This window comes from Streptomyces sp. NPDC043176, from assembly GCF_056436715.1.
In genome coordinates this window covers 21,037-40,131 of record NZ_JBWKCA010000010.1, presented here as the reverse complement: position 1 = coordinate 40,131, position 19,095 = coordinate 21,037, and the positions used below count along the sequence as shown (strand labels likewise).

Annotated in this window: 17 protein-coding genes; 11 read left to right on the top strand and 6 right to left on the bottom strand. The window is 71.6% G+C overall.

Annotation, left to right across the window (positions count from 1 at the left end; all coding sequences use genetic code 11):
- The first annotated feature begins 50 nt into the window (after positions 1–50).
- The 4 genes from AC067A_RS18225 (at position 51) to AC067A_RS18210 (ending at position 4,555) form a co-directional block, all read left to right on the top strand.
- Entirely contained in the window at positions 51–1,385 is a 1,335-nt protein-coding gene (locus tag AC067A_RS18225) for an ABC transporter substrate-binding protein (RefSeq protein ID WP_479243473.1), read from the top strand.
- Positions 1,382–2,293 carry a carbohydrate ABC transporter permease gene (locus AC067A_RS18220; protein ID WP_479243472.1) on the top strand — a complete coding sequence of 304 codons (912 nt, stop codon included), beginning with the start codon at positions 1,382–1,384 and terminating at the stop codon, positions 2,291–2,293. The genes AC067A_RS18225 and AC067A_RS18220 overlap by 4 nt, the downstream gene beginning before the upstream one ends.
- 47 nt (positions 2,294–2,340) lie before the next feature.
- The gene (locus AC067A_RS18215) at positions 2,341–3,141 is read left to right on the top strand and encodes a carbohydrate ABC transporter permease (RefSeq protein WP_479243471.1); all 801 of its coding nucleotides are present in this window, start codon (positions 2,341–2,343) and stop codon (positions 3,139–3,141) included.
- A gap of 400 nt (positions 3,142–3,541) precedes the next feature.
- Positions 3,542–4,555, top strand: coding sequence for a PI-PLC domain-containing protein (locus AC067A_RS18210; RefSeq protein WP_479243470.1), 1,014 nt, complete (start codon positions 3,542–3,544; stop codon positions 4,553–4,555).
- Positions 4,556–4,820: 265 nt separating this feature from the next.
- Here AC067A_RS18210 and AC067A_RS18205 read toward each other — a convergent pair whose 3' ends face one another.
- On the bottom strand, positions 4,821–5,762 hold the full coding sequence (locus AC067A_RS18205; RefSeq protein WP_479243469.1) for an SMP-30/gluconolactonase/LRE family protein: 942 nt from the start codon (positions 5,760–5,762) through the stop codon (positions 4,821–4,823).
- Between the two features lie 245 nt (positions 5,763–6,007).
- On the bottom strand, positions 6,008–7,612 hold the full coding sequence (locus AC067A_RS18200) for an FAD-binding oxidoreductase (protein ID WP_479243468.1): 1,605 nt from the start codon (positions 7,610–7,612) through the stop codon (positions 6,008–6,010).
- A 71-nt stretch (positions 7,613–7,683) separates the two neighbouring features.
- On the opposite strand from AC067A_RS18200, the gene AC067A_RS18195 reads away from it, so the two are divergent.
- The 4 genes from AC067A_RS18195 to AC067A_RS18180 all read left to right on the top strand — a co-directional run bounded on the left by AC067A_RS18195 (position 7,684) and on the right by AC067A_RS18180 (position 13,850).
- A complete protein-coding gene (locus tag AC067A_RS18195) occupies positions 7,684–8,322 on the top strand; it encodes a TetR/AcrR family transcriptional regulator (RefSeq protein ID WP_479243467.1) in 639 nt (212 codons plus the stop codon).
- 422 nt (positions 8,323–8,744) lie between these two features.
- Positions 8,745–9,965: a metallophosphoesterase gene (locus AC067A_RS18190; RefSeq protein ID WP_479243466.1), complete on the top strand. Its 1,221-nt coding sequence runs from the start codon at positions 8,745–8,747 to the stop codon at positions 9,963–9,965.
- 222 nt (positions 9,966–10,187) lie between these two features.
- Positions 10,188–12,605 carry a bifunctional serine/threonine-protein kinase/ABC transporter substrate-binding protein gene (locus tag AC067A_RS18185; RefSeq protein WP_479243465.1) on the top strand — a complete coding sequence of 806 codons (2,418 nt, stop codon included), beginning with the start codon at positions 10,188–10,190 and terminating at the stop codon, positions 12,603–12,605.
- A 435-nt stretch (positions 12,606–13,040) separates the two neighbouring features.
- Positions 13,041–13,850: a TIGR02452 family protein gene (locus AC067A_RS18180; RefSeq protein ID WP_479243464.1), complete on the top strand. Its 810-nt coding sequence runs from the start codon at positions 13,041–13,043 to the stop codon at positions 13,848–13,850.
- A 312-nt stretch (positions 13,851–14,162) separates the two neighbouring features.
- On the opposite strand, the gene AC067A_RS18175 is transcribed toward AC067A_RS18180, so the two are convergent.
- The 4 genes from AC067A_RS18175 to AC067A_RS18160 form a co-directional block, all read right to left on the bottom strand.
- Positions 14,163–14,639, bottom strand: a complete 477-nt coding sequence (locus AC067A_RS18175) for a DUF5709 domain-containing protein (protein WP_479243463.1) — start codon at positions 14,637–14,639, stop codon at positions 14,163–14,165.
- Between the two features lie 50 nt (positions 14,640–14,689).
- Entirely contained in the window at positions 14,690–14,941 is a 252-nt protein-coding gene (locus AC067A_RS18170; RefSeq protein ID WP_479243462.1) for a hypothetical protein, read from the bottom strand.
- Between the two features lie 14 nt (positions 14,942–14,955).
- Positions 14,956–15,204: a hypothetical protein gene (locus AC067A_RS18165; protein ID WP_479243461.1), complete on the bottom strand. Its 249-nt coding sequence runs from the start codon at positions 15,202–15,204 to the stop codon at positions 14,956–14,958.
- A 150-nt stretch (positions 15,205–15,354) separates the two neighbouring features.
- The gene (locus tag AC067A_RS18160; RefSeq protein ID WP_479243460.1) at positions 15,355–16,545 is read right to left on the bottom strand and encodes a PP2C family protein-serine/threonine phosphatase; all 1,191 of its coding nucleotides are present in this window, start codon (positions 16,543–16,545) and stop codon (positions 15,355–15,357) included.
- Between the two features lie 319 nt (positions 16,546–16,864).
- Here AC067A_RS18160 and AC067A_RS18155 point away from each other — a divergent pair, with 319 nt between their 5' ends.
- From AC067A_RS18155 to AC067A_RS18145, 3 genes are all read left to right on the top strand, one after another.
- Positions 16,865–17,329 (top strand): DUF4383 domain-containing protein, encoded by a 465-nt coding sequence (locus AC067A_RS18155; RefSeq protein WP_479243459.1) that lies wholly within the window; start codon positions 16,865–16,867, stop codon positions 17,327–17,329.
- Between the two features lie 556 nt (positions 17,330–17,885).
- Positions 17,886–18,569 carry a hemerythrin domain-containing protein gene (locus AC067A_RS18150; RefSeq protein ID WP_479243458.1) on the top strand — a complete coding sequence of 228 codons (684 nt, stop codon included), beginning with the start codon at positions 17,886–17,888 and terminating at the stop codon, positions 18,567–18,569.
- Between the two features lie 131 nt (positions 18,570–18,700).
- Complete coding sequence (locus AC067A_RS18145; RefSeq protein WP_479243457.1) at positions 18,701–19,084, top strand: hypothetical protein; 384 nt, start codon at positions 18,701–18,703, stop codon at positions 19,082–19,084.
- The last annotated feature ends 11 nt before the right edge of the window (positions 19,085–19,095 follow it).

The window sequence follows — 19,095 nt, the reverse complement described above, 5'->3', positions numbered from 1 at the left end:
CGGCACGCTCTGCGAGGCTTTACCTGGAGGCAGGGGTCAAGGAGCTGCTGATGATCGCACCGTTCGCGGGCCTTTCCGCCAAGGCGGCGGCCGGCGTCGCAGCCGTCGCGGCGACGGCGGCTCTCACCGCCTGCGGCGGACTCCTCACGCCCACCGGTGGCCGGAACCCGCTTCCCACCGGCCCCGTCTCCACCGCACTGCCCACCGGCGATGCGACGCTGACCGTTGTGAGCTCCGAGAACACCGGCACGACCGAGAAACTGGGTGAGGCCTTCCACGCCAGGCACCCCAACATCACGGTCGACGTCCAGTACACGGCGCCCGAAGACTACGACATCAGCTTGAACCTCAAGCTGTCCTCCGACGACCCGCCGGACCTCGCGCTGCTGAACAAGCTCGGCACCACCGTGGACGCACACCTGATCCGCCCCCTCGACCCCTACGCCGGCGCCTACGGCTGGACGGCGAAGTACCCGCCGGCTCAGCTCGCCCAGTGGCGTGCCAACGACGACGGCACACGACTCGGCACCGGACGCCTCTGGGCCGCCCCGGCGGGATTCTCCGTAGTCGGCGTCTACTACAACAAAGACCTTGCCGCCAAGCTCGGCGTGGACCGGCCGACGACCCGGGCCGCGTTCGACACCGCACTCGCCCGGGCCAGGGCCGCAGGCGAGATCCCGGTTCAGTTGGGCAACCTGGCCGGGCACTCGGCCTTCATCGTCCAGTCCATCGTCGACGGAACCGACGGAGCACCGAAGTCCCGCGGCTGGGTCGAGGGACGACCCCGCTCCACCATCGAGACGGAGGGCGGCGACCAGGCCGCCGCGACACTGGCCCGATGGGCACGCAAGGGATACTTTCCCCCCGGCGTGAACGGAGTCGACCTGAACGGCTCTGTCGCCCGGTTCGCCGGGGGCGAGGGCCTCTTCCTGTTCGACGGCAGCTGGGACGCCCAGACCCTCGACGAGGCCATGCACGACAAGGTCGGGTTCTTCCCCTACCCCGGGCAGAGCGGCAAGTCGACCGGCATCGGCACTTCCCTCGCCTATGCCATCCCCAGCCGAGCCCAGAACCCGGATCTCGCCGCCGCCTTCCTCGACTTCATGAACACGCCCGAGGCCGCACAGATCCAGCTCGACTCCGGCTTCCTACCCGTCTCCCACTCGGAGACGGTCTCCGTCGACGACGACCACGTCATGGCCGACATCATCGAGGCCTGGCTCGCCATCGACCGCGACGACGGCCTGGTCAACTTCTTCGCCAACACCACCCCCACCATGAACGACACCCTCACCTCGGAAAGCCAACGGCTCATCGCCGGCAGAATCACGCCCCGCTCCTTCCTGGACGCCGTACAGGGCGACTGGAGCAAGGGCCACCCATGACCCCACCCACCGGCCCGCCCGACCGCGGAAGCCGTGCCGAGCGCCCTGCCGGAAAAGCCCGCCTCACCGCCTGCCTCTACCTCGCACCCGCTCTCACCCTCTACACCGCCTTCGTGTTCCTGCCCTGGCTGCACACCATGTGGCTGTCGCTGGTGAGATGGGACGGAGTCACCGAGGGCACCTGGGCCGGCGTCGACAACTACCGACAGGTCCTCACCGACCCGGTCCTCAGATCCTCGGTCCTGCACGCGCTCGGCTTCGTCGGCTTCTACTCGGTCCTCCCCATCGCACTCGCCCTGCCACTGGCCGCCGTCATCGGCCGCCGGCAGCGGCGCCACCCCGTCAGCCGTACCCTGCTCTTCCTCCCCCAGATCGTCCCGCTCGTCGCCGTCGGCGTCATGTGGCGCTGGATGTACTCCACCGACGGCATCGTCAACCAAGCCCTGCGCGCCGTCGGCCTGGACCGCTACACACGCGCCTGGCTGGGGGACTTCACCTACGCCTACGTCGCGGTGGGGCTGGTCGGCACCTGGGTCATGCTGGGTCTGTGCCTGGTTCTCTTCCAGGCCGGCATCCAGAAGATCGACCCCAGCCTGCACGAAGCGGCGAGACTCGACGGCGCGGGCCCCGTCCGCGAGTTCTTCGCCGTCACGCTGCCCGCGCTGCGACCCGAGATCACCGTCGCGCTGACCATCACCGTCATCGCAGCCCTGGCAAGCTTCGACGTCGTCTACGTCACCACCGGCGGAGGCCCGGGCGGCACCACCATGGTTCCCGGCGTCCTGATCTACCGGCTCGCGTTCACCACCGGCGAGGTCGGAGCCGCTTGTGCGCTCGCGGTGGTCCTCTCGGTTCTGATCGGCCTGATCGTCCTCGTCATCAACCGGCTCGCACGGGAGGAAGAGTGACCCGACGAACCCGTGAGGACCACGGAGGAAGCCGGACCTTCGGAGGGATGCCCGGGCCCGTCGTCCTCACGGCCTTCGCCCTGGCGGTCGTCATCCCCTTCGCCGGCATCGCCCTCGCCGCCCTGCACCCGCCCGGCACGATCGTCAGCGGCCTGAGCTGGCCCGAACATCCCACCCTCGACAGCTTCACCCGCGCCTGGTCCACCGCGGGCTTCGGTCAACTGCTGCGCAACAGCACCCTCATCGCGCTCGGTGTCGTCCCGCTCGCCCTCGTCTGCGCTTCGCTGGCCGGCTACGCCTTCGCCACCCTCCGCTTCCGCGGCCGCGGACCGCTCTTCGCCTTCCTCCTGCTCGGCCTCGCACTGCCCTACGAAGCCGCCGTCATCCCCCTCTACTACGACCTGCGGGCCCTGGGCATCACAGACTCCCCTCTCGCACTCGTCCTCACCCTCGTCGGCCTGTTCATGCCGTTCGGCGCCTTCTGGATGCGCCAGCAATTCCTGGCCCTGCCCAAAGAGATCACCGAAGCCGCCGCCGTCGACGGCGCGGGCACCTGGACGATCCTCTGGCGCGTTCTTCTGCCCTGCGTCCGCCCGGGTCTGACCACCCTGGGCCTGCTGTACTTCCTGTGGGCCTGGAACCAGTTCCTCCTCGCCCTCATCCTCATCCAGGACCCCGCCCTCCGCACCGCACCCGCAGGTCTCGGCTTCTTCGTCGGCGCCTACGACCTCGACGTCCCTCTCCTGTCCGCGGCCACGCTGATCGTCATGGCCCCCGTCGTCGCCCTCTACCTGGTCTTCCAGCGCCACTTCCTCACCGGGATGCTCAGCGGCGCGGTCAAGGGCTGAGCCCGAACCTCCCGCCTCTCCCCAGCCCTCTCCACCCGACGGCCCCCTGGCCCGAGAGCCGGACCCATTGCGGACCAGCGCTCGCCAGCGCGCCGCGCCAACCGGTTTTCCTCCAGGTCGGCGTCGCTCCATGCCTTCGGTGAAGTAGCCGCCCGGGCCGCGCAGCAGATACTCGGCGAGGGGTCGGCGGCTCAGCCGCTCGTCGGCCACGGTGAAGCACGAACACGTCGCGCAATACCGGCCGTTACGTTCCCGACAGGACCGAATCAACCGTCGAACCGTTACGCTCCCCCGCATGCCAATCATGGACATGTCACCTCGGGATGCCCGTCCAGGTGTGGGCCCGTTCGGACCTCGCTCGGTCGGGACCGCTTCGTCACGGAGAGCCGGGCGACTTTCCGTGGTCCTCCTCCTTCTGGTGAGCCTCCTCGGGATGCCGGCCCTGGCCGGTGCCGCGCCACCCTCCGCATCGTCCCGCACGTTCGCGGTGGCGTCGAACGCGAACGACACGGCCGTGGCCCAGGCCCGGGCGCGCTGGGGCGACCGGCGGCTCGACGAGGTCTCCTTCCTCGGCACCCACAACGCGTTCACCAACTACGAGGACTCCCGTTGGAGTTCGGTGTCCCAGTCCGAGTCCCTCCGCCACCAGCTCGACAACGGGGTGCGCGGCCTCAGCCTGGACACCCATTGGTACGAGCGCAGCACGTGGCTCTGCGTCATCAGCTTCGGCAGCGACTGCTACCCGAGCGACGTCCACCTCTGCCACGGCGAGTGCAAGACCTTCGCCGGGGTCACGTACGCACTGCCCCGGCAGTCCCTCCAGAGCAGCATGCAGACCGTGGTGGACTTCCTCGCGGCGAACCCCGGGGAAGTCGTGACCGTCTTCCTGGAGGACTACGTCGGCGCCCAGCAGCTCGGCAACTCGCTCGGCCGGGTACGCGGCCTCGACCAGCTGCTCTTCCGGCCCGACGCGTGGAACGTGCGTCAGCAGGGGTGGCCGAGGATGACCGACCTCGTCGGCTCCGGGAAGCGCCTGCTGATCTTCAGCGACGAGCCCGACCGTGAACACCTGGGCGTCATGTACGACAAGGCCTGGACCGTCAGCAACTTCTGGAGCCTCGGCGACCTCGGCAACGACCTCTCCTGCGTCAGCCGGTGGTCCGACGTGCCGTTGGACCGTCAGGAGCCGGGCTTCCGGCGGCTCTTCACCATGAGCCACCACCGGAACGTACCCACGGTCATCAACGCCGCCCTCGACAACGGAACCAAGCTGCGCGACCGCATCGACCGGCAGTGCCGCCCGGCGGCCGGCGGTCGCGACCCGAACTTCGTCTCGGTCGACTTCCACCGGGTGTCCGACGGCAGCGGCCACGCACCGGCCTCGATCGTCGCGGAACTGAACGCCCGGAACTGAAACCCCGTCGACGCCCCCGCACGGCCCGCCCGTCCCGGCCCGCGGCGGGTGGGCCGCCCTTCCCCGCGCCTTCGCTCGACTTCCACCGCCTCCTCCACCTGGCGTTCCGGACGGCGTGGACGTGCTTCACCACGGACGGCGATGGTGCCGCGGACAAGGCGCACACCCGAACCGTCCTGATCGGCATGCTCGTACTCGCCGTTATGTGTGCCCGTGCGCCGGGACCGCCCCTGCGCGCGGCCCAGAGGCGCCGGATCGCGGTGCTTCAGGGGCGGGTGCCCCTCGGGGGGAAGGCGAGGCCCGTCGGCGTGTTCAGGCCGGTGGCCGGGAGGGTGGTCTGACCACCGCCTGTCTCCTGGACGCGGACCACCCGGTCGTTGAAGCCGTCGGCGATGTACAGGCCGCCGCAGCCGTCGAGCGCGAGGCCGAGCGGATCGCTGAGACCGGTGGTGGGGACGGTGCTCTGGCCGCCGCCCTCCGCGATCTTGACCACGCGGTTGTTGCCGCTGTCGGCGATGTAGAGGTCCCCCGTGGCGCTGAGTGCCAGGCCGGTCGGCTGCGAGAGGCCGAGGGCGGGGATCGTGGACTGGCCGCTCCCGTCGCCGGCCACCTTGACGACGCGGTCGTTGACGAAGTCGGAGACGTACAGGTTCCCGGCGGCGTCCAGCGCCAGCCCCCAGGGGTGCAGCAGCCCCGTGGTCGGTACGGTCGTCTGGGTGCCGCTCGCCACGGACACCTTCACGACCCGGTCGTTGAAGCTGTCGGCGACGTAGAGATTCCCGGCCCGGTCAAGGGCCAGCCCCAGGGGGCGCGACAAGCCGTCGGTGGGGACGGTGGACTGGCCGCCCCCGTGCGCCGCCCTCACGACCACGCGGTTGTTGCCGGTGTCCGACACGTAGAGGCGGCCCGACGTGTCCCAGACCATGCCCGTCGGCCGTAGGAGACCCTCGAAGGGCACGGGTGTCTGTTCGCCGCCCCTCGTGGGCAGGGCGACAACCCGGTTGCCGCCGTAGTCGGACACGTACAGGGGGGCATGCGCGGAGGTCCGGCCGTCCTGCGACGGGGTCGCGCCCGCCGTCGCCGCGTGCAGCGCGCACAGCGCCGCGAGGCCCACCGCGGCAGCGAGCCGACGGGCCCAGCGGCACGTGGCACGCCCCTTGGAGGGCACGAGCGTCACCGTTCCCGGCCTGGCCGTCGTACGTACCATGACTCCCCATCGGGTCTGAGCGGCCGGCCCACTGCCGTACCTGCGCCGACCATAGGAAGTGGCGCCGGGAGATACGGGAACCACGCCGCCCGTCCTTCCCCGGGCCACTCCAATGTCCGGGGCGGGTGCATGACGGCGAACCGCGGCGCCGGGTGCCGGCCGCCCGTCCTCGCGGGGACCCCACCCCACGAAGGCGAAGCTCCCCTGGCGGCACGGCCCCACCGCCGTCCCACCACCCGGCCCTGTCAGTCGAGCAGGACGCCGGGGTTCAGGATGCGGTGGGGGTCCAGGGCGTCCTTGGCTGCGCGCAGTGCCAGCGCGAAGGGCTGCGGGCGCTGGAGGTCGTAGCCGGCGCGGTGGTCACGGCCGACGGCGTGGTGGTGCGTGATCGTGGCACGGTGGCGGTGCAGGATCTCGCCGGCGACGGCCTTGATGTCGTCCCAGACCTCGACCTCGTCGCCGGGTCGGCCGGCGACGGCCACGGTGAAGTAGGGGGCGGCCCCGTCGGGGTAGACGTGGGTCAGGCGGCAGTTGACGGTGGCCGGGTGTCCTGTGGTCTTCAGGGCCGCGGCGCCCACCTCGGTACGGACGGCGTCGATCAAGGCGGGGATCTTGTCCCAGGTGGCGGCGGTCTCGAAGGTCTCGACGACGGCGCCCATGCGGGCCAGGCCGTCCCGCAGGTAGGGCATGCGCAGGAACGCCGAACGCCATGCGCTCACGGCCGAGCCGGCCGAGGCGTCACGGTCCGCCGGGGGCGTCTCGGCCCGGCCGCTGTGGGCGAGGGCCAGGTCCACCGCGCTCGCGAGGCGGTCGCCGACGGGTCCGGTGGCGGATTCGAAGCCCAGGACCAGGACGGAGGAGCCGTCGTGGGAGGCGCCGGAGAGGAGGGCTTCGCCGGCGTCGAGCAGGCGGCAGTTGGCCGGGGCGAGGTCGGACTGGGCGATGGCGCGCACGGCGTCCAGCGCGCGGTGGAAGTCGGTGAAGGCCACGGACGCGGAGGCTTTGTGCCGGGGGCGTTCCTGCAGGCGCATCCATGCCTCGGTGATGACGCCGAGCGCGCCCTCGGATCCGAGGAAGAGCCGGTCGGGCGACGGACCGGCGCCGGAGGCGGGCAGGCGCCAGGACGTACCGGCTCCGGCGGGTGTGATCACACGCAGGGACTGCACGAAGTCGTCGATGTGGGTGTGGACGGTGGCGTAGTGGCCGCCGGCCCGAGTGGCCAGCCAGCCGCCGAGGGTGGAGAACTCGAAGCTCTGCGGGAAGTGACGCAGGGTCAGGCCGTGGGGCCGCAGCTGCTCTTCCAGCACGGGGCCGAGGGCCCCTGCCTGGATGCGGGCCGAGCGGCCGGCGGTGTCGATCTCCAGAACGCGGTCCATCGAGGTCAGGTCGAGCGACAGCACGGCCCGGTGGGCATCGCCGCGGTACTCCACGCCGCCGACCACCGAGGAGCCGCCGCCGAAGGGAATGACGGCCACGTCGTGCTCGCCGGCCCAGTCCAGCAGGTCGGCCACCTCCCGGTCGCCGGTGGGGTGGGCGACGAGGTCGGGGATCCGGCCGGGACGGGCGCGAAGGGCCCGGATGACGTCGCGGTAGGCCTTGCCCATGGCATGGGCGGCGCGCGCCCGCGGGTCGTCGGTGACCAGATGCGCCAGGGAGGGCGGGGGCGTCATGGCGGTTCGGTCGATGGGCAGTTCGGCGATACGGGGTATGGGCAGCGGGCGGGCCAGGGTGCCCGGAAGCAGGGCCCCCATCGCAGCGCATTCGGCGTCGTCAGGGTGGGCGTCGGTATAGCCCCAGCCCCACCAGGAACGGGTGCGGGCGGAGCGGGGCACAGAGGGGATCGCAGACATGGGCGTGCTCCCAGTTGGGGTCCGATTGAACTTACCCAGCGGTAAATTACTTTAAGGTAAGATCTGTTTCCATGACAACGCCCTCCTCCAAGGCCGGCACCAAGGGCGTGCCGAGAGCCGATCGCGAACAACAGATCCTGGCCGCGGCCACCGAGGAGTTCGGCCGCCACGGCTACGAGGCGACCACCGTGGCCGCCATCGCCGTACGGGTCGGCGTCACCAAGCCCCTGCTGCACCAGTACTTCGGCAGCAAGCAGGGCCTCTACCTCGCCTGCCTCGACCCGATCGGCGACCGGCTGCTGGACGCCATCCGCACCGCCATGGCCGGACACGACACCGACGCGCCGCCCACTCCCCTGCGCGTCCTGAACGCCCTCTTCACCGCACTCGACGGGCAGCGCGAGGCCTGGTTCGTCCTCTACGACCCCACACTGCCGCCCGGCAGCGACGCCGCCCAGCGCGCCGCGCACTACCGCGATGCCATCGACGGCCTCGCCGCGACCGGCACCGCCGAACTCCTGCGCACAGCCGGAACCACCGACCCACTGGACGCCGACGCCCTCAAACACGCCTGGCGCGGCCTGTGCACCGCCCTGGTCCGCTGGTGGATCGACCACCCCGACCAGTCGCCCGAGGCCATGACCCGGCGCTGCGCCCGGCTCACCGAGGCCGCCCACACCATCTTCGCCGCCGGCGACGACAGCAGGTGAGCCAGACCGACGCCCACCCTTCCGCTGCCGCATTCCGCATTCCGCATTCGGACGAGCACACGACCGAACGCCGGGAACATGCCCTCACGGACCACCGCGCAGCGTGGGCCGAGGAATCGGTCGAGCAGGCTGCCGGCCTCGTCAGGGACGCTCCCGCTCCGCTGCTCCCCCACGGTCCCCAGGTCACCGCCGCCCGGTTGTGGCCGCAGGGTAGCGCCCTGCGCGGTGGGTCGCCCGGTCCCCCACGGCGGACAATGGGCTCTCCAGGAGACTCCGGCAAACAAGGCCGGAGCAGAATCAAGGCGTGGGCGGCGGCTCATGTCGAGGCCACCGGCGGACGGCCGGCACGGCGAACGTGCCGCTGCCGTCACCCGGCTCCGCCACTCGCACGGTCCGCCGGACAGGACCTCAGGAGGGGAAGCGTGACAGAGATCAGCAACACCCGATCCGCCGCCCAGGAGGCGCAAGGGGCGTCACGGAGCCGATTGCGGCGCCTGATGCGCCACCTCCCCCTGATCGCCCCCCTCCTGCTGTGGGCCGTGCCGTGCTGGGTTCTCCTGCACACCGGTCAGCGCTGGCCTCTCCCCGTCACACTGACCGGCACCGCGCTCTTCGCCCTCGGCCTGGCCGGAATGCCGCTCGCGATGGCACGCGGCCACGGTCGTCGCCGGCAGGACCGGGCGGCAATCGTCGGTGACACGCTGCTGGGCGGCATCTGGGTCCTGTTCACCTGGTCCGTTCTGCTCGGTGCCCCGCTACGGCTCGTCCTGACCGTGGCCGGTGTCGGTGACGGACAGGGCCGGGCGCGCATCGTCACCTGGGTCGTCCTCTGCGTAGTCGCCGTACTGCTCGCATGGGGGTACGCCGAGGCCCGACGCGTGCCCCGTGTGCGCCGCCTCGACGTGCCGCTCCCGCGTCTGGGAGCCGGGCTGGACGGCACCCGAGTCGTTCTGATCACCGACACCCACTACGGTCCGCTCGACCGCGCCCGCTGGTCGGCACGGGTCTGCGAGACGGTCAACAGCCTGGAAGCCGATCTGGTGTGCCACACCGGTGACATCGCGGACGGCACGGCCGAACGCCGTCGCGCCCAGGCCGCTCCCCTGGGCACCGTGCGGGCGACGCGGGCCCTGGTCTACGTCACCGGCAACCACGAGTACTACAGCGAGGCCCAGGGCTGGGTCGACCTGATGGACGAGCTCGGCTGGGAGCCGCTGCGCAACCGGCATCTGCTGCTCGAACGCGGCGGTGACACCCTCGTGGTCGCGGGTGTCGACGACGTCACCGCCGAGTCCTCCGGACTGGCGGGTCACCGCGCCCACCTCGCCGGAGCCCTCCAGGGCGCCGATCCCGACCTGCCCGTCCTCCTGCTCGCCCACCAGCCCAAGTTCGTCGACCGGGCGGCGGCCCACGGAGTCGACCTCCAGCTCTCCGGCCACACCCACGGGGGCCAGATCTGGCCCTTCCACCACTTGGTCCGCCTCGACCAGCCCGTCGTCGCCGGCCTCAGCCACCACGGCGCTCGCACCCTCCTCTACACCAGCCGCGGCACCGGCTTCTGGGGCCCGCCCTTCCGTGTCTTCGCCCCCAGCGAGATCACCTTGCTCGTGCTCCGCTCCCCGGCGCGGTCCACCTCGCCGTAAGCCGTCCTTCCGGGATCCTTCCGCCCTGTGGACGGTGATCCGACACCGAAGCCCGGCGGCCACGTGTCGTTCGGCGCGCGGCACAGGGAACCGAGGGAGCCGGAGTCCGTCCACCGGAGACGGACCGACGAGAACGCCGCCTACGCCGTCTACGCCGCAAAGGGGCGTGATCAAGCCGTCTTTCCGTCACCTGATCGGTCCATCAGGACCTAGAGTGTGCGCGTGACCGAGCAGAACCACGAACTCATCGCCGGCCGCTACCGACTGGTCGAACGTATCGGCCAAGGCGGCATGGGCCGGGTCTGGCGTGGTCTTGACCAGCAGCTCTTCGGACGCGAAGTCGCCGTCAAGGAAATCCTCTTCCCTCCGGGCATGGACGACGACGCCCGTGAGGCGCTGCTCCGGCGGTTCACGGGCGAGGCGCGCGCGGCAGTCACTCTCAGCCATCCGGGGGTCATCACCGTCCATGACGTCGTGGAGCACCACGGCGCCCCGGTCATCGTCATGGAGCTGGTCCGTGGCCAGTCCCTGGCCGCCGCGATCCGCAGCCGTGGCCGACTGCCCGTACGGCGTGTGGCCGAGATCGGCGCCGCCGTCCTCGACGCGCTGACCGCGGCGCACGAGGCGCGGATCGTCCACCGCGACATCAAGCCGGACAACGTGCTCCTGGCCAAGGACCGTGTCGTCCTGACCGACTTCGGCATCGCCCACCTCGCGGACGCCACGACCAAGCTGAGCCACAGCGGGATCGTCATCGGCACGCCGCAGTACATGCCGCCGGAGCAGCTGGACGGCAAGCGCCCGACTCCGGCCAACGACCTGTGGGCGCTCGGCGCCACCCTGTACCACGCCGTCGAAGGGCACCCCCCGTTCGAGGCGGAGGGTCTCCACGCCCTCGCCGTGGCCGTGTTCACCCGCCCGCACCGGCCGCCGGTCCACGCCGGCCCGCTCGCGCCCGTGCTGGACGCCCTCCTCACCAAGGACCCGGCACGACGCGTGGGCGCGGCGGAGGCGGCTGAGATGCTCCGGGGCGTACTGGTGTCCGCCCCGCCCCTCCCCGACGTGCCCCACGGGCACGGCCCCGCACGGGAATCCGAGCCGGACAGCCGAACGGCTCCCGCCCCCGATCCGACAGCGGCTCCGGCACCGGACGCGGCGGTGGAGCCCTCTTCCGCCCCGACGATGCCGAAGCAGGCTCCCTCGTCGGCACCGTCCGTGGCGACCCCCACGGTCCCGGACTCCTCCGGGGCCGCCGCGGGCCCCCCGCGTCGGCCCGTGCCGGACCGGCCGACGGCCCCGCCGGTCGTCGTGACCCCGGACGAGCAGCGGCGCACGCTCGGCGCGACAGCTCGGTCAGAGCAGGCAGGCGGGGTGTCCTCAGGAGGGCGGGGCCTCACCCGGCGCTCCGCGGTCCTGGGCACGGCACTCGCCGTGCTCGCCACGGGGTCCTTCCTGACCTGGTCCCTCACCCGCGACGACGACGCGCAGAGCGGCGGCCGGGCGGGGGGCGGCGGGCCGGCGGCGTCCTCCGTCACGGTGAGGATCGGGGTGGACGCGCCCCTCAGCGGCGGTTTCTCCTCGATGGGCGCCGGTATCAGGAACTCCGCCGAACTGGCGGTCAGGACCGCCAACGAAACCGGTCACGTCCCCGGTGTGACCTTCGAGATCACTGCCGTGGACGACGAAGCCGACCCAGCCAAGGGCGCGGCCAACGCCGCCCGCCTCGTGTCCGACGACAAACTGGTGGGGGTGGTCGGCCCGCTCAACTCCGGCGTCGCCCGCACTCTGGTGCCGGCGCTGTCACGCGCGGGCATCGTCAACGTGTCACCGGGCAACACCGACCCGGCCCTGACGCTGGGCCCCGACTGGGCGTCGGGCACCCGTGTCCGTCCGTACCCCACCTACTTCCGGACGATCGGCACGGATGTCGACCAGGGGCCGTTCGCTGCCCGGTACCTGCACGGGGCCGGGAAGACCAAGCTCTACGTCGTCGACGACGCGAGCAGCCACGGCACCGCCCTCACCTCCGGCCTCACGGCCGAGTGGAAGAAGCTCGGGGGGACCGTCGTCGGCACCGAGCGGGTGGATCCCGCGGAACGCTCCTTCGCGGGCCTCGCCGTCAGGGTGCGGTCCTCGGGCGCCGAAGCCGTCTACTTCGGCGGCTACTACGACACCGCCGCACCGTTGTCCCAGCAGCTCAAGCAGGCGGGCGTCGCCGTCCCCCTGATGGGTGGCGACGGCATCCTCGACCAGCAGTACCTCACCGGGAACCCTCGGGCCGGCGGCGACCTCGCGACCCAGATCGGCGCACCCGCGACGGAGTCGGCGGCGGGACGCGACTTCCTGACCCGGTACGGCAAAGCGGGCTACTCCCAGCCGCCCGGCTGGTACGGCCCCTACGCCTATGACGCGACCTGGGCCCTCATCGAGGCGGTGAAGGCCGTCGCGAAGGCGAAGGGCGGCACACTCGCCGACGGCGTCCGGGCGGAACTGCCGCGAGCCGTCGAGCAGCTGGCCTTCGACGGCGTCACCGGCCGCGTCGCCTTCGACGGCGGCGACGCCGTCAACCGCCGGCTGACGGTGTACCAGGTGGACGCCGGAAGCTGGCAGGCCAGGACGACCGGATCTTCCACCCCATGACGGGGCGCCGCTCGGCTACCACCACCACGCCGTCACCGGTGACCGGCGGCCCGCCCCGGAATCCACGGCCCGCCCCGTCACCCGCGCAAGCCGCGAGTCGAAGGTGTTGATCCAGGCCCTGCTCGACGCCGACCACCGCGGCTACGGAGCCCGCGGAATCTGGCGGGAACTTCAGCGGCAGGACGATGAAGTCGCCCGCTGAACGGTCGAACGGCTCATGCGCGCACCGGGGCTCAAGGCTGCCGATGGACACCCCGTCTTCGTGACCACTTCGCCGCGGGCCCCCGACTCTTGCCGCGGGAGGCTGCCGGCGCGGCCTGACCGGCATGAAGCACACCCCCCGCCGCCCGGCCCCTGGCCCGGTCGAGGAGCCCCGTCTTCACGCATCCTCAAAAAGAGTCACCCTGACCATAATTCCTCGCTACCATCGCCCCCATGAGTAACCGTCTGAGGAACCTCGCCACCGAGAACGAGCGCGTCGCGAGCGCCGGCGTCTACACCACTTCCACCGGCACCCAGGTCTCCGTCTCCTCCGCTCTCGCCGCCGCCCGCTCCGGAACCGTCTCCTACTCCCCCGCCTTCACCCCCGCGCCCACCGGCCCCTTCACCGGTGAGGCCGAGGTGACCGACGAGGACAGCATGCGCGCCGCCCGCCGCCTGACCGACGGAGGCGTCGAACACCTCGCCGTCCTCAACTTCGCCTCGGCCCGGAACCCGGGTGGCGGGTACCTGCGCGGGGCCAAGGCCCAGGAGGAGGACCTCTGCCGGACCGCTCTCCTCTACCAGTGCCTCCTCGAAGCCCCCGACTACTACGCAGCCCATCGGGCGTCCGCCGACCTCGACTACAGCCACCGGGTGATCTTCTCCCCGCACGTACCGGTGATCCGCGACGGTTCCCACGTTCTGCTCGACCAGCCGTACTCGGTCTCCTTCCTGACCTCCCCCGCTCCCAACGCCGGCCAACTGGCGCTGCGCTCGCCGGGTGAGAAGGTCGATGTCAGGGGCACCCTTGCCGAACGCGCCCGACGCGTCCTCGGCGTGGCCGCCCACCACGGGGTGCGCGAGCTCGTCCTCGGCGCCTGGGGCTGCGGCGTGTTCGGCAACGACCCGGCCGAGGTGGCGGACGCGTTCGCCGAAGCCCTGAACACCCACGGCGCCCCGTTCGCCCGCGTCGCCTTCGCCGTCTGGGACCGCTCGGCCGACTCCCCCAATCGCGCCGCCTTCCGTGCCAGGTTCGCCGGTTGACGATGGCCCGCGCCCCGGGACCGGCAAGCACACCAGCCGGCGCACCGACATCGCCCGTAGCGAAACGCCGCCCTGTCTCCGTACGGCGTCTTGGCACCGCTCTTTCCCCGCAGCGAAAACGCACATGACGCGGGCCGGCGTGGTTCGGATGCGGCGGAGCGGAGATCGCCGATCACTGCCGGACGACGTCGGGCGACTCCAGCGGGACCGTGTGAGAGACCCGCAGGAGCCGGGCGGACCGGTCGCGGGACTTCGGGGGCCTGTGCGGAGACGTGCCGGTCAGGAAGGTCAGGCGTCGATGGCCGGCACCGGTCAGAGGCCTGGGCCTGTTTCCTCGTCGTCGACGACGTGCACGGCCGCTTCCTCGGCGCTCGCCGCGCCTCCGTCGATGCCCTCGTCCCGGGCGATCAGCCCCTGGGTGGTGTCGGTACGGACGCCCTCGTCCGGCGCCCTCAGTCGCCCGGCGCGCTCGGCACCCACCTCGGTGTCGATCAGCTCTCCCTGCCCGCCGGGCAGGTCCCCCAGGCCGTCCCCTTCGGGCTCCGCCACGTCCGGGACCTCCTGGGACAGCCTTTCGTCCAGGGTCTCGCCGGCGTTCTGCTCCGCCGCCGTCGTGCCGTGCTTGGTGACACCCAGCGGCTTCTCCGGAGGGGAGTAGCCCTCGTCCAGCACGTCGTCGTAGGTGCGCTCGTCCAGGGCGTTCTCGAGGTCCAGGGGAGCCGCGTCCTCTTGCTCCTCGTTGGTTCCCGTGGGCTGATAGGCGTCGTCCGCCATCTCGTTCTCACTCATGAAGCCTCCTTCTGCCATGGCCGTGAGGGGTGCGGCCGAGGGCGCGGTGATCATGCCCCGAGGCGCGTGATCGCGGTGTCCAGCCGCGACGCCAGGGCGTCGATGTCCTGCTCGGTCGGTGGGCCGGACGGCAGCATCGCTGCCAGGTCACGGCCGGAGACGACTTCGACGGCTCCGCGGTACGGGTCCGATGCCAGCCGGTCCGAGGGGACGACCTCCGTACGCCCCTCCAACAGCACGAGCGAGTTGTTCTCGCCCGACCGGTCGAGGAGGGCGCGGATCTGTGCGCGCGTGACCGTCACGGCTCCGCCTGCCCTCACCGGCTCCCGGAACCGGGATCGATCTCCGAGGGGTTCTCGGTTTCCTCGGATGCGGCCTCGACACCGGCCAGGGGTTCCCCGCTACCGGTGCCGGCCTGGTGGTAGCCCTCTCGGGCGCTTGCCGTGCCGGGCACGACGCGCTCCCGAGCCTGGCTCTCCGAGCCGGAGTGGGCTCCCGGTTCCTCACTGCTCCGGGCGCGCTCGTACGTGTCCCGCCGCGCGGCGTCCGGTGTGCGCTCGGTCATCTCACTGCCCTTCCGTCTCGATCGTGCCTTTCGGCACCTGCCCGCAAGGGGGTGGGCGAAACAGCCGTGAGCACCCGTCCGGCGGCGCCTGTCCCGCAGGTGGGAGGACCGGTCACCTCGTGGCCGTGTGTGACCGGTGGGGGCGAAGAACTACGTGCCGGCGTGGGCGTGTCGCCTCCCGGCGCCGGGGCCGTACCAGTCCAGGCAGATGACGGTGGCGTCGTCCTGGAGGTGGCCTCCGGTGGCGTCGGTGACCGCGGCGGTCAGGGTCCGGACGACCTCGCGGGGGTGTTCGCCCGCGGTGTCGCGGATCAGACCGGGCAGGTCGACGCTCTCGGCCCGGCGTTCCTGTACGCCGTCGGTGTAGAGCACGAGGCGGTCGCCGGGTCTCAGGTCGAGGTCCTGCACCCGGTAGGGGGTGGGCGCGTCGACGCCGAAGGGCAGGTTGACGGCCAGGGGAACCTCCCCGACCCGGCCCGCGCGCAGACGCAGCGGCCGCGGGTGGCCGGCGTTGACGAGCTGGGCGCCGCTGCCGTCGAGGGCGATGCGCAGCATCTGGCCGGTGGCGAAGGTGCGTCGGCCGTACCTGAGCATGGCCTGGTGGGCTTGTCGGGCCTGTTCGGTCAGATCCGCTCCGGCGCGGCGGGCACCGCGGGAGGCGTTGATCAGGAGGGTCGCGATGAGGGCGGCGTCGACGTCGTGGCCCATGGCGTCGGTGATCGACAGGTGCAGGACGTCGCGGTCGAGGGTGTAGTCGTAGGTGTCGCCGGAGACGGTGTCGGCGGGGGCCAGGGCGCAGGCGAGGGAGAATTCGGCCGCGTCCATGGAGGGCGCGGAGGGCAACAGCTGGCGCTGGATCTCGGCGCCGAGGCTGACCTCGGTGGTGCGCTGGCCCCAGTGGTAGAGGTCGGTGAAGCGGCGGTCCGTGACGATGATGTACGCCAGCGCGTGCGCGGCCTGCTCCACCTGCTCCAGTACCTCTTCGGTGGCCTCGGGCAGAAAGAGTTCCAGCACGCCGATCGTGTCGCCCCGGTTGGTGACCGGGGCCAGGATCCACTGTCCCTCGTTGTCGTCCCCGGCTCGCACCAGCTTCTGCAAGCGCAGGACCTCGTCGTAGACGCTGCCGGCCAGTGGGATCTGTTCGGCGCTGCGGTCCTGTTGCGTGGACCTCTCCTCGGTGACCCGCACCACCTTGCGGCCGACGACGTCGACGAACAGGAACGACACGTAGCGCGCGTCGAACCGTTCCCGCAGATCACGCGCCACCACGTCCAGAGAGGCCACCGGCGCGGCGCTCTCCGCCGCGGCCAGCACCTCGGCCAGACCGATCCGGTCAGTCATGTTCGCCTCCCAGCGTTCCTGTTCCTCTGTCCCGAAACCCTTGCTGGTCTCACACTTGCCCTCCCCGTCCGGGCCGGAACAGGCCGAGCGCCGGAGCGCCGACCTCCGGTTCAGACGGGGCGGGCGGGTCGGGTGGGTCAGGCAGGTAGGGCAGGTAGGGCAGGTAGGGCAGGTAGGGCAGGTAGGGCGAACGTGCAGCCGGCGCGAGGGGGTTCGTACGGATCGCTGCGGCATGTCCGCCGTAACCGGGGGCACCCGTAGGAAGCCATGGCGGACCGGGCAGCCGGGACGGCCTTCGCCCCCGAACGAGAGAGATGCCGTGACCACGCACACCCCTTCCTCCCTCGATGTCAGAACGCCGGTCCAACAGGCGGCTCTGGCCGTGGGGGCGGTCTTCCTCCTCGTCGGCGTCCTGGGCTTCGTCCCGGGCGTCACCACGCACTACGACACCATGGAGTTCGCCGCCCACCACTCCGAGGCCAAGCTCCTGGGCGTCTTCCAGGTGTCCGTCCTGCACAACATCGTGCACCTGCTCTTCGGCGTCGCCGGCCTGGCCCTGGCCCGCAGTGCCGGCGCCGCTCGCAACTACCTCGTCGTCGGCGGCGCCGTCTACCTGGTGCTGTGGCTGTACGGCATGTTCATCGACCACGACAGCGCCGCCAACTTCGTTCCCGTCAACGCCGCCGACAACTGGCTGCACTTCTTCCTCGGCATCGGCATGATCGCCCTCGGCTTCCTCCTCGGCCGCGGCACCGCCGCCGGCCGCACCCGACCGGCCAGGTAGACGACTCCGCCCGTGTACGCGCCGGGCGGCATCCCGTTCCCCCTGTGTGCGACCGGCGACGGGCGAGGACGAACGCCTTCCTGCCCCACGGTCCGTGGTTCGCGCGGGCTTCCCTCCCCGGACGGGGAGTCGTTTGTGGGTACGGCCCCAGGGCAGTCGCCGTGAAGACGGAATCGCCGTGGGGGCGGAGTCACCGTGGAGGCGGAAGTGAAACGATCGTCCCGCACGCTTCTCCTGGGCGCCTCCTTGGGCGCCGCCGCCGTCGTCCGGGCCCGTCGGCACCTGTCGGACGGGAACGACGGGAACCGCTGGCTGGTGGTCACGGTGGGCGACCAGTCTGGCCGCGGAAGAGCTGCGGACCTCCCACCTGGCCACGCACCCGGTCTCCCTCGACGAGGCGCCGAAGGCCCACGACATGTTCAAGCACAAGACGGACGGGTGCGTGCGCGCCGTGATCCGGTCCGGTTCCTGACCGTGGCCGGGCCGGCGCGCCGCTCCGACCGCCTCGATTCACCATCCCGCCGCATCCACCCCCACATGACCGGAGAAACGCTCGATGCCCCTTTCCCTCGCCCACCAGAGTCTCGAAGAGCTCGGCGGGAACTCCAGCATCCTTGCCCGCCAGCGCCGTGACCACGCGGAGCTGGACCGCCTCATGCGCCACTGCGATTCCGCCGGGCTGTCGACGGCGGAACGCAGAGCGACGTTCCAGGAGATCGTCCGCCTCACCTTCAGCCACGCCTTCGCCGAGGAGACCGTCCTGTGGCCGGCCCTACGGCGGCTCGTTCCCGACGGCGAGGAGCTGACCGCGCGGGTGGAGGAGGAACACCAGCAGATCAACGACCTCGTGACCGAGATCCAGTCGACCGGTCCGAAGGGACCCTGGCCCGAACAGCTCGTCGCCGCCGCGTTCGCCCTCATCCGGCAGGACATCCGCGACGAGGAGGACGTGCTGCTCCCGCGACTCCAGGAGGCCCTGGAACACGATGCCGCCCGGCTGCGCCGGCTCGGCAGCACGTGGGAGAGCGTGCGGCGCACCGCGCCCACCCGTCCCCATCCCGCCGTGTCGCGTCGCCCCCCGGGCAACGCCCTGGCCGGGGTTCCCCTCAGCGCCTTCGACCGGGCCCGTGACGCGCTCTCCCCCCTCGCCGTGCCGCGCGGCCGTTCGATCGCCACCGCCCTGACGGCAGCGGCCCTCGCCGCCTGCCTGGTCGCCGCCCTCCGCCGCCGGAGGCGTTGAGCGGTCGCCGGGAGACGGGACCGCTCGACCTGCCGGAAGACCGGGTCTCCCTCCGTCGCTCCGATCCGAAGGACGGGGCCCTTCCGCCCGCGCCGCCCCGCCGAACCGTCACAGGGAGTGAGGAAAGATCGATGGAGGGCAGAAGGCGATATGTGGGGCAGTTGAGCGGGAACACGGAGCGGGAGCACCTGCACAGCGCCCGCGACCTCATGCGCCGCCACGACGGGCGCGACCCGGAGTCGGCGCCGGCTCCCGAGCTGCCGAACGTGGTGGCCTTCGAGCCGGACAAGGCTTATCCGCGTGAGCTGCTCGACACCCAGATGGACCTCACCACCCCGGGCGCCGGCTACGTGCGCGAGGCGCACGAGCGGTTCGCGCAGACGCAGGCGCAGATCCACGGCGACGAAGAGCCTCCCAGCGAGCGGGTCATGGCCGAGCACGACGCGATGTCCGGCCGGGAGTGCCGCGTGCAGTCCGAGGGCGAGCACCCCGGCCCCGTCATGCGCGAGAAGTGAGGGCCGGGACA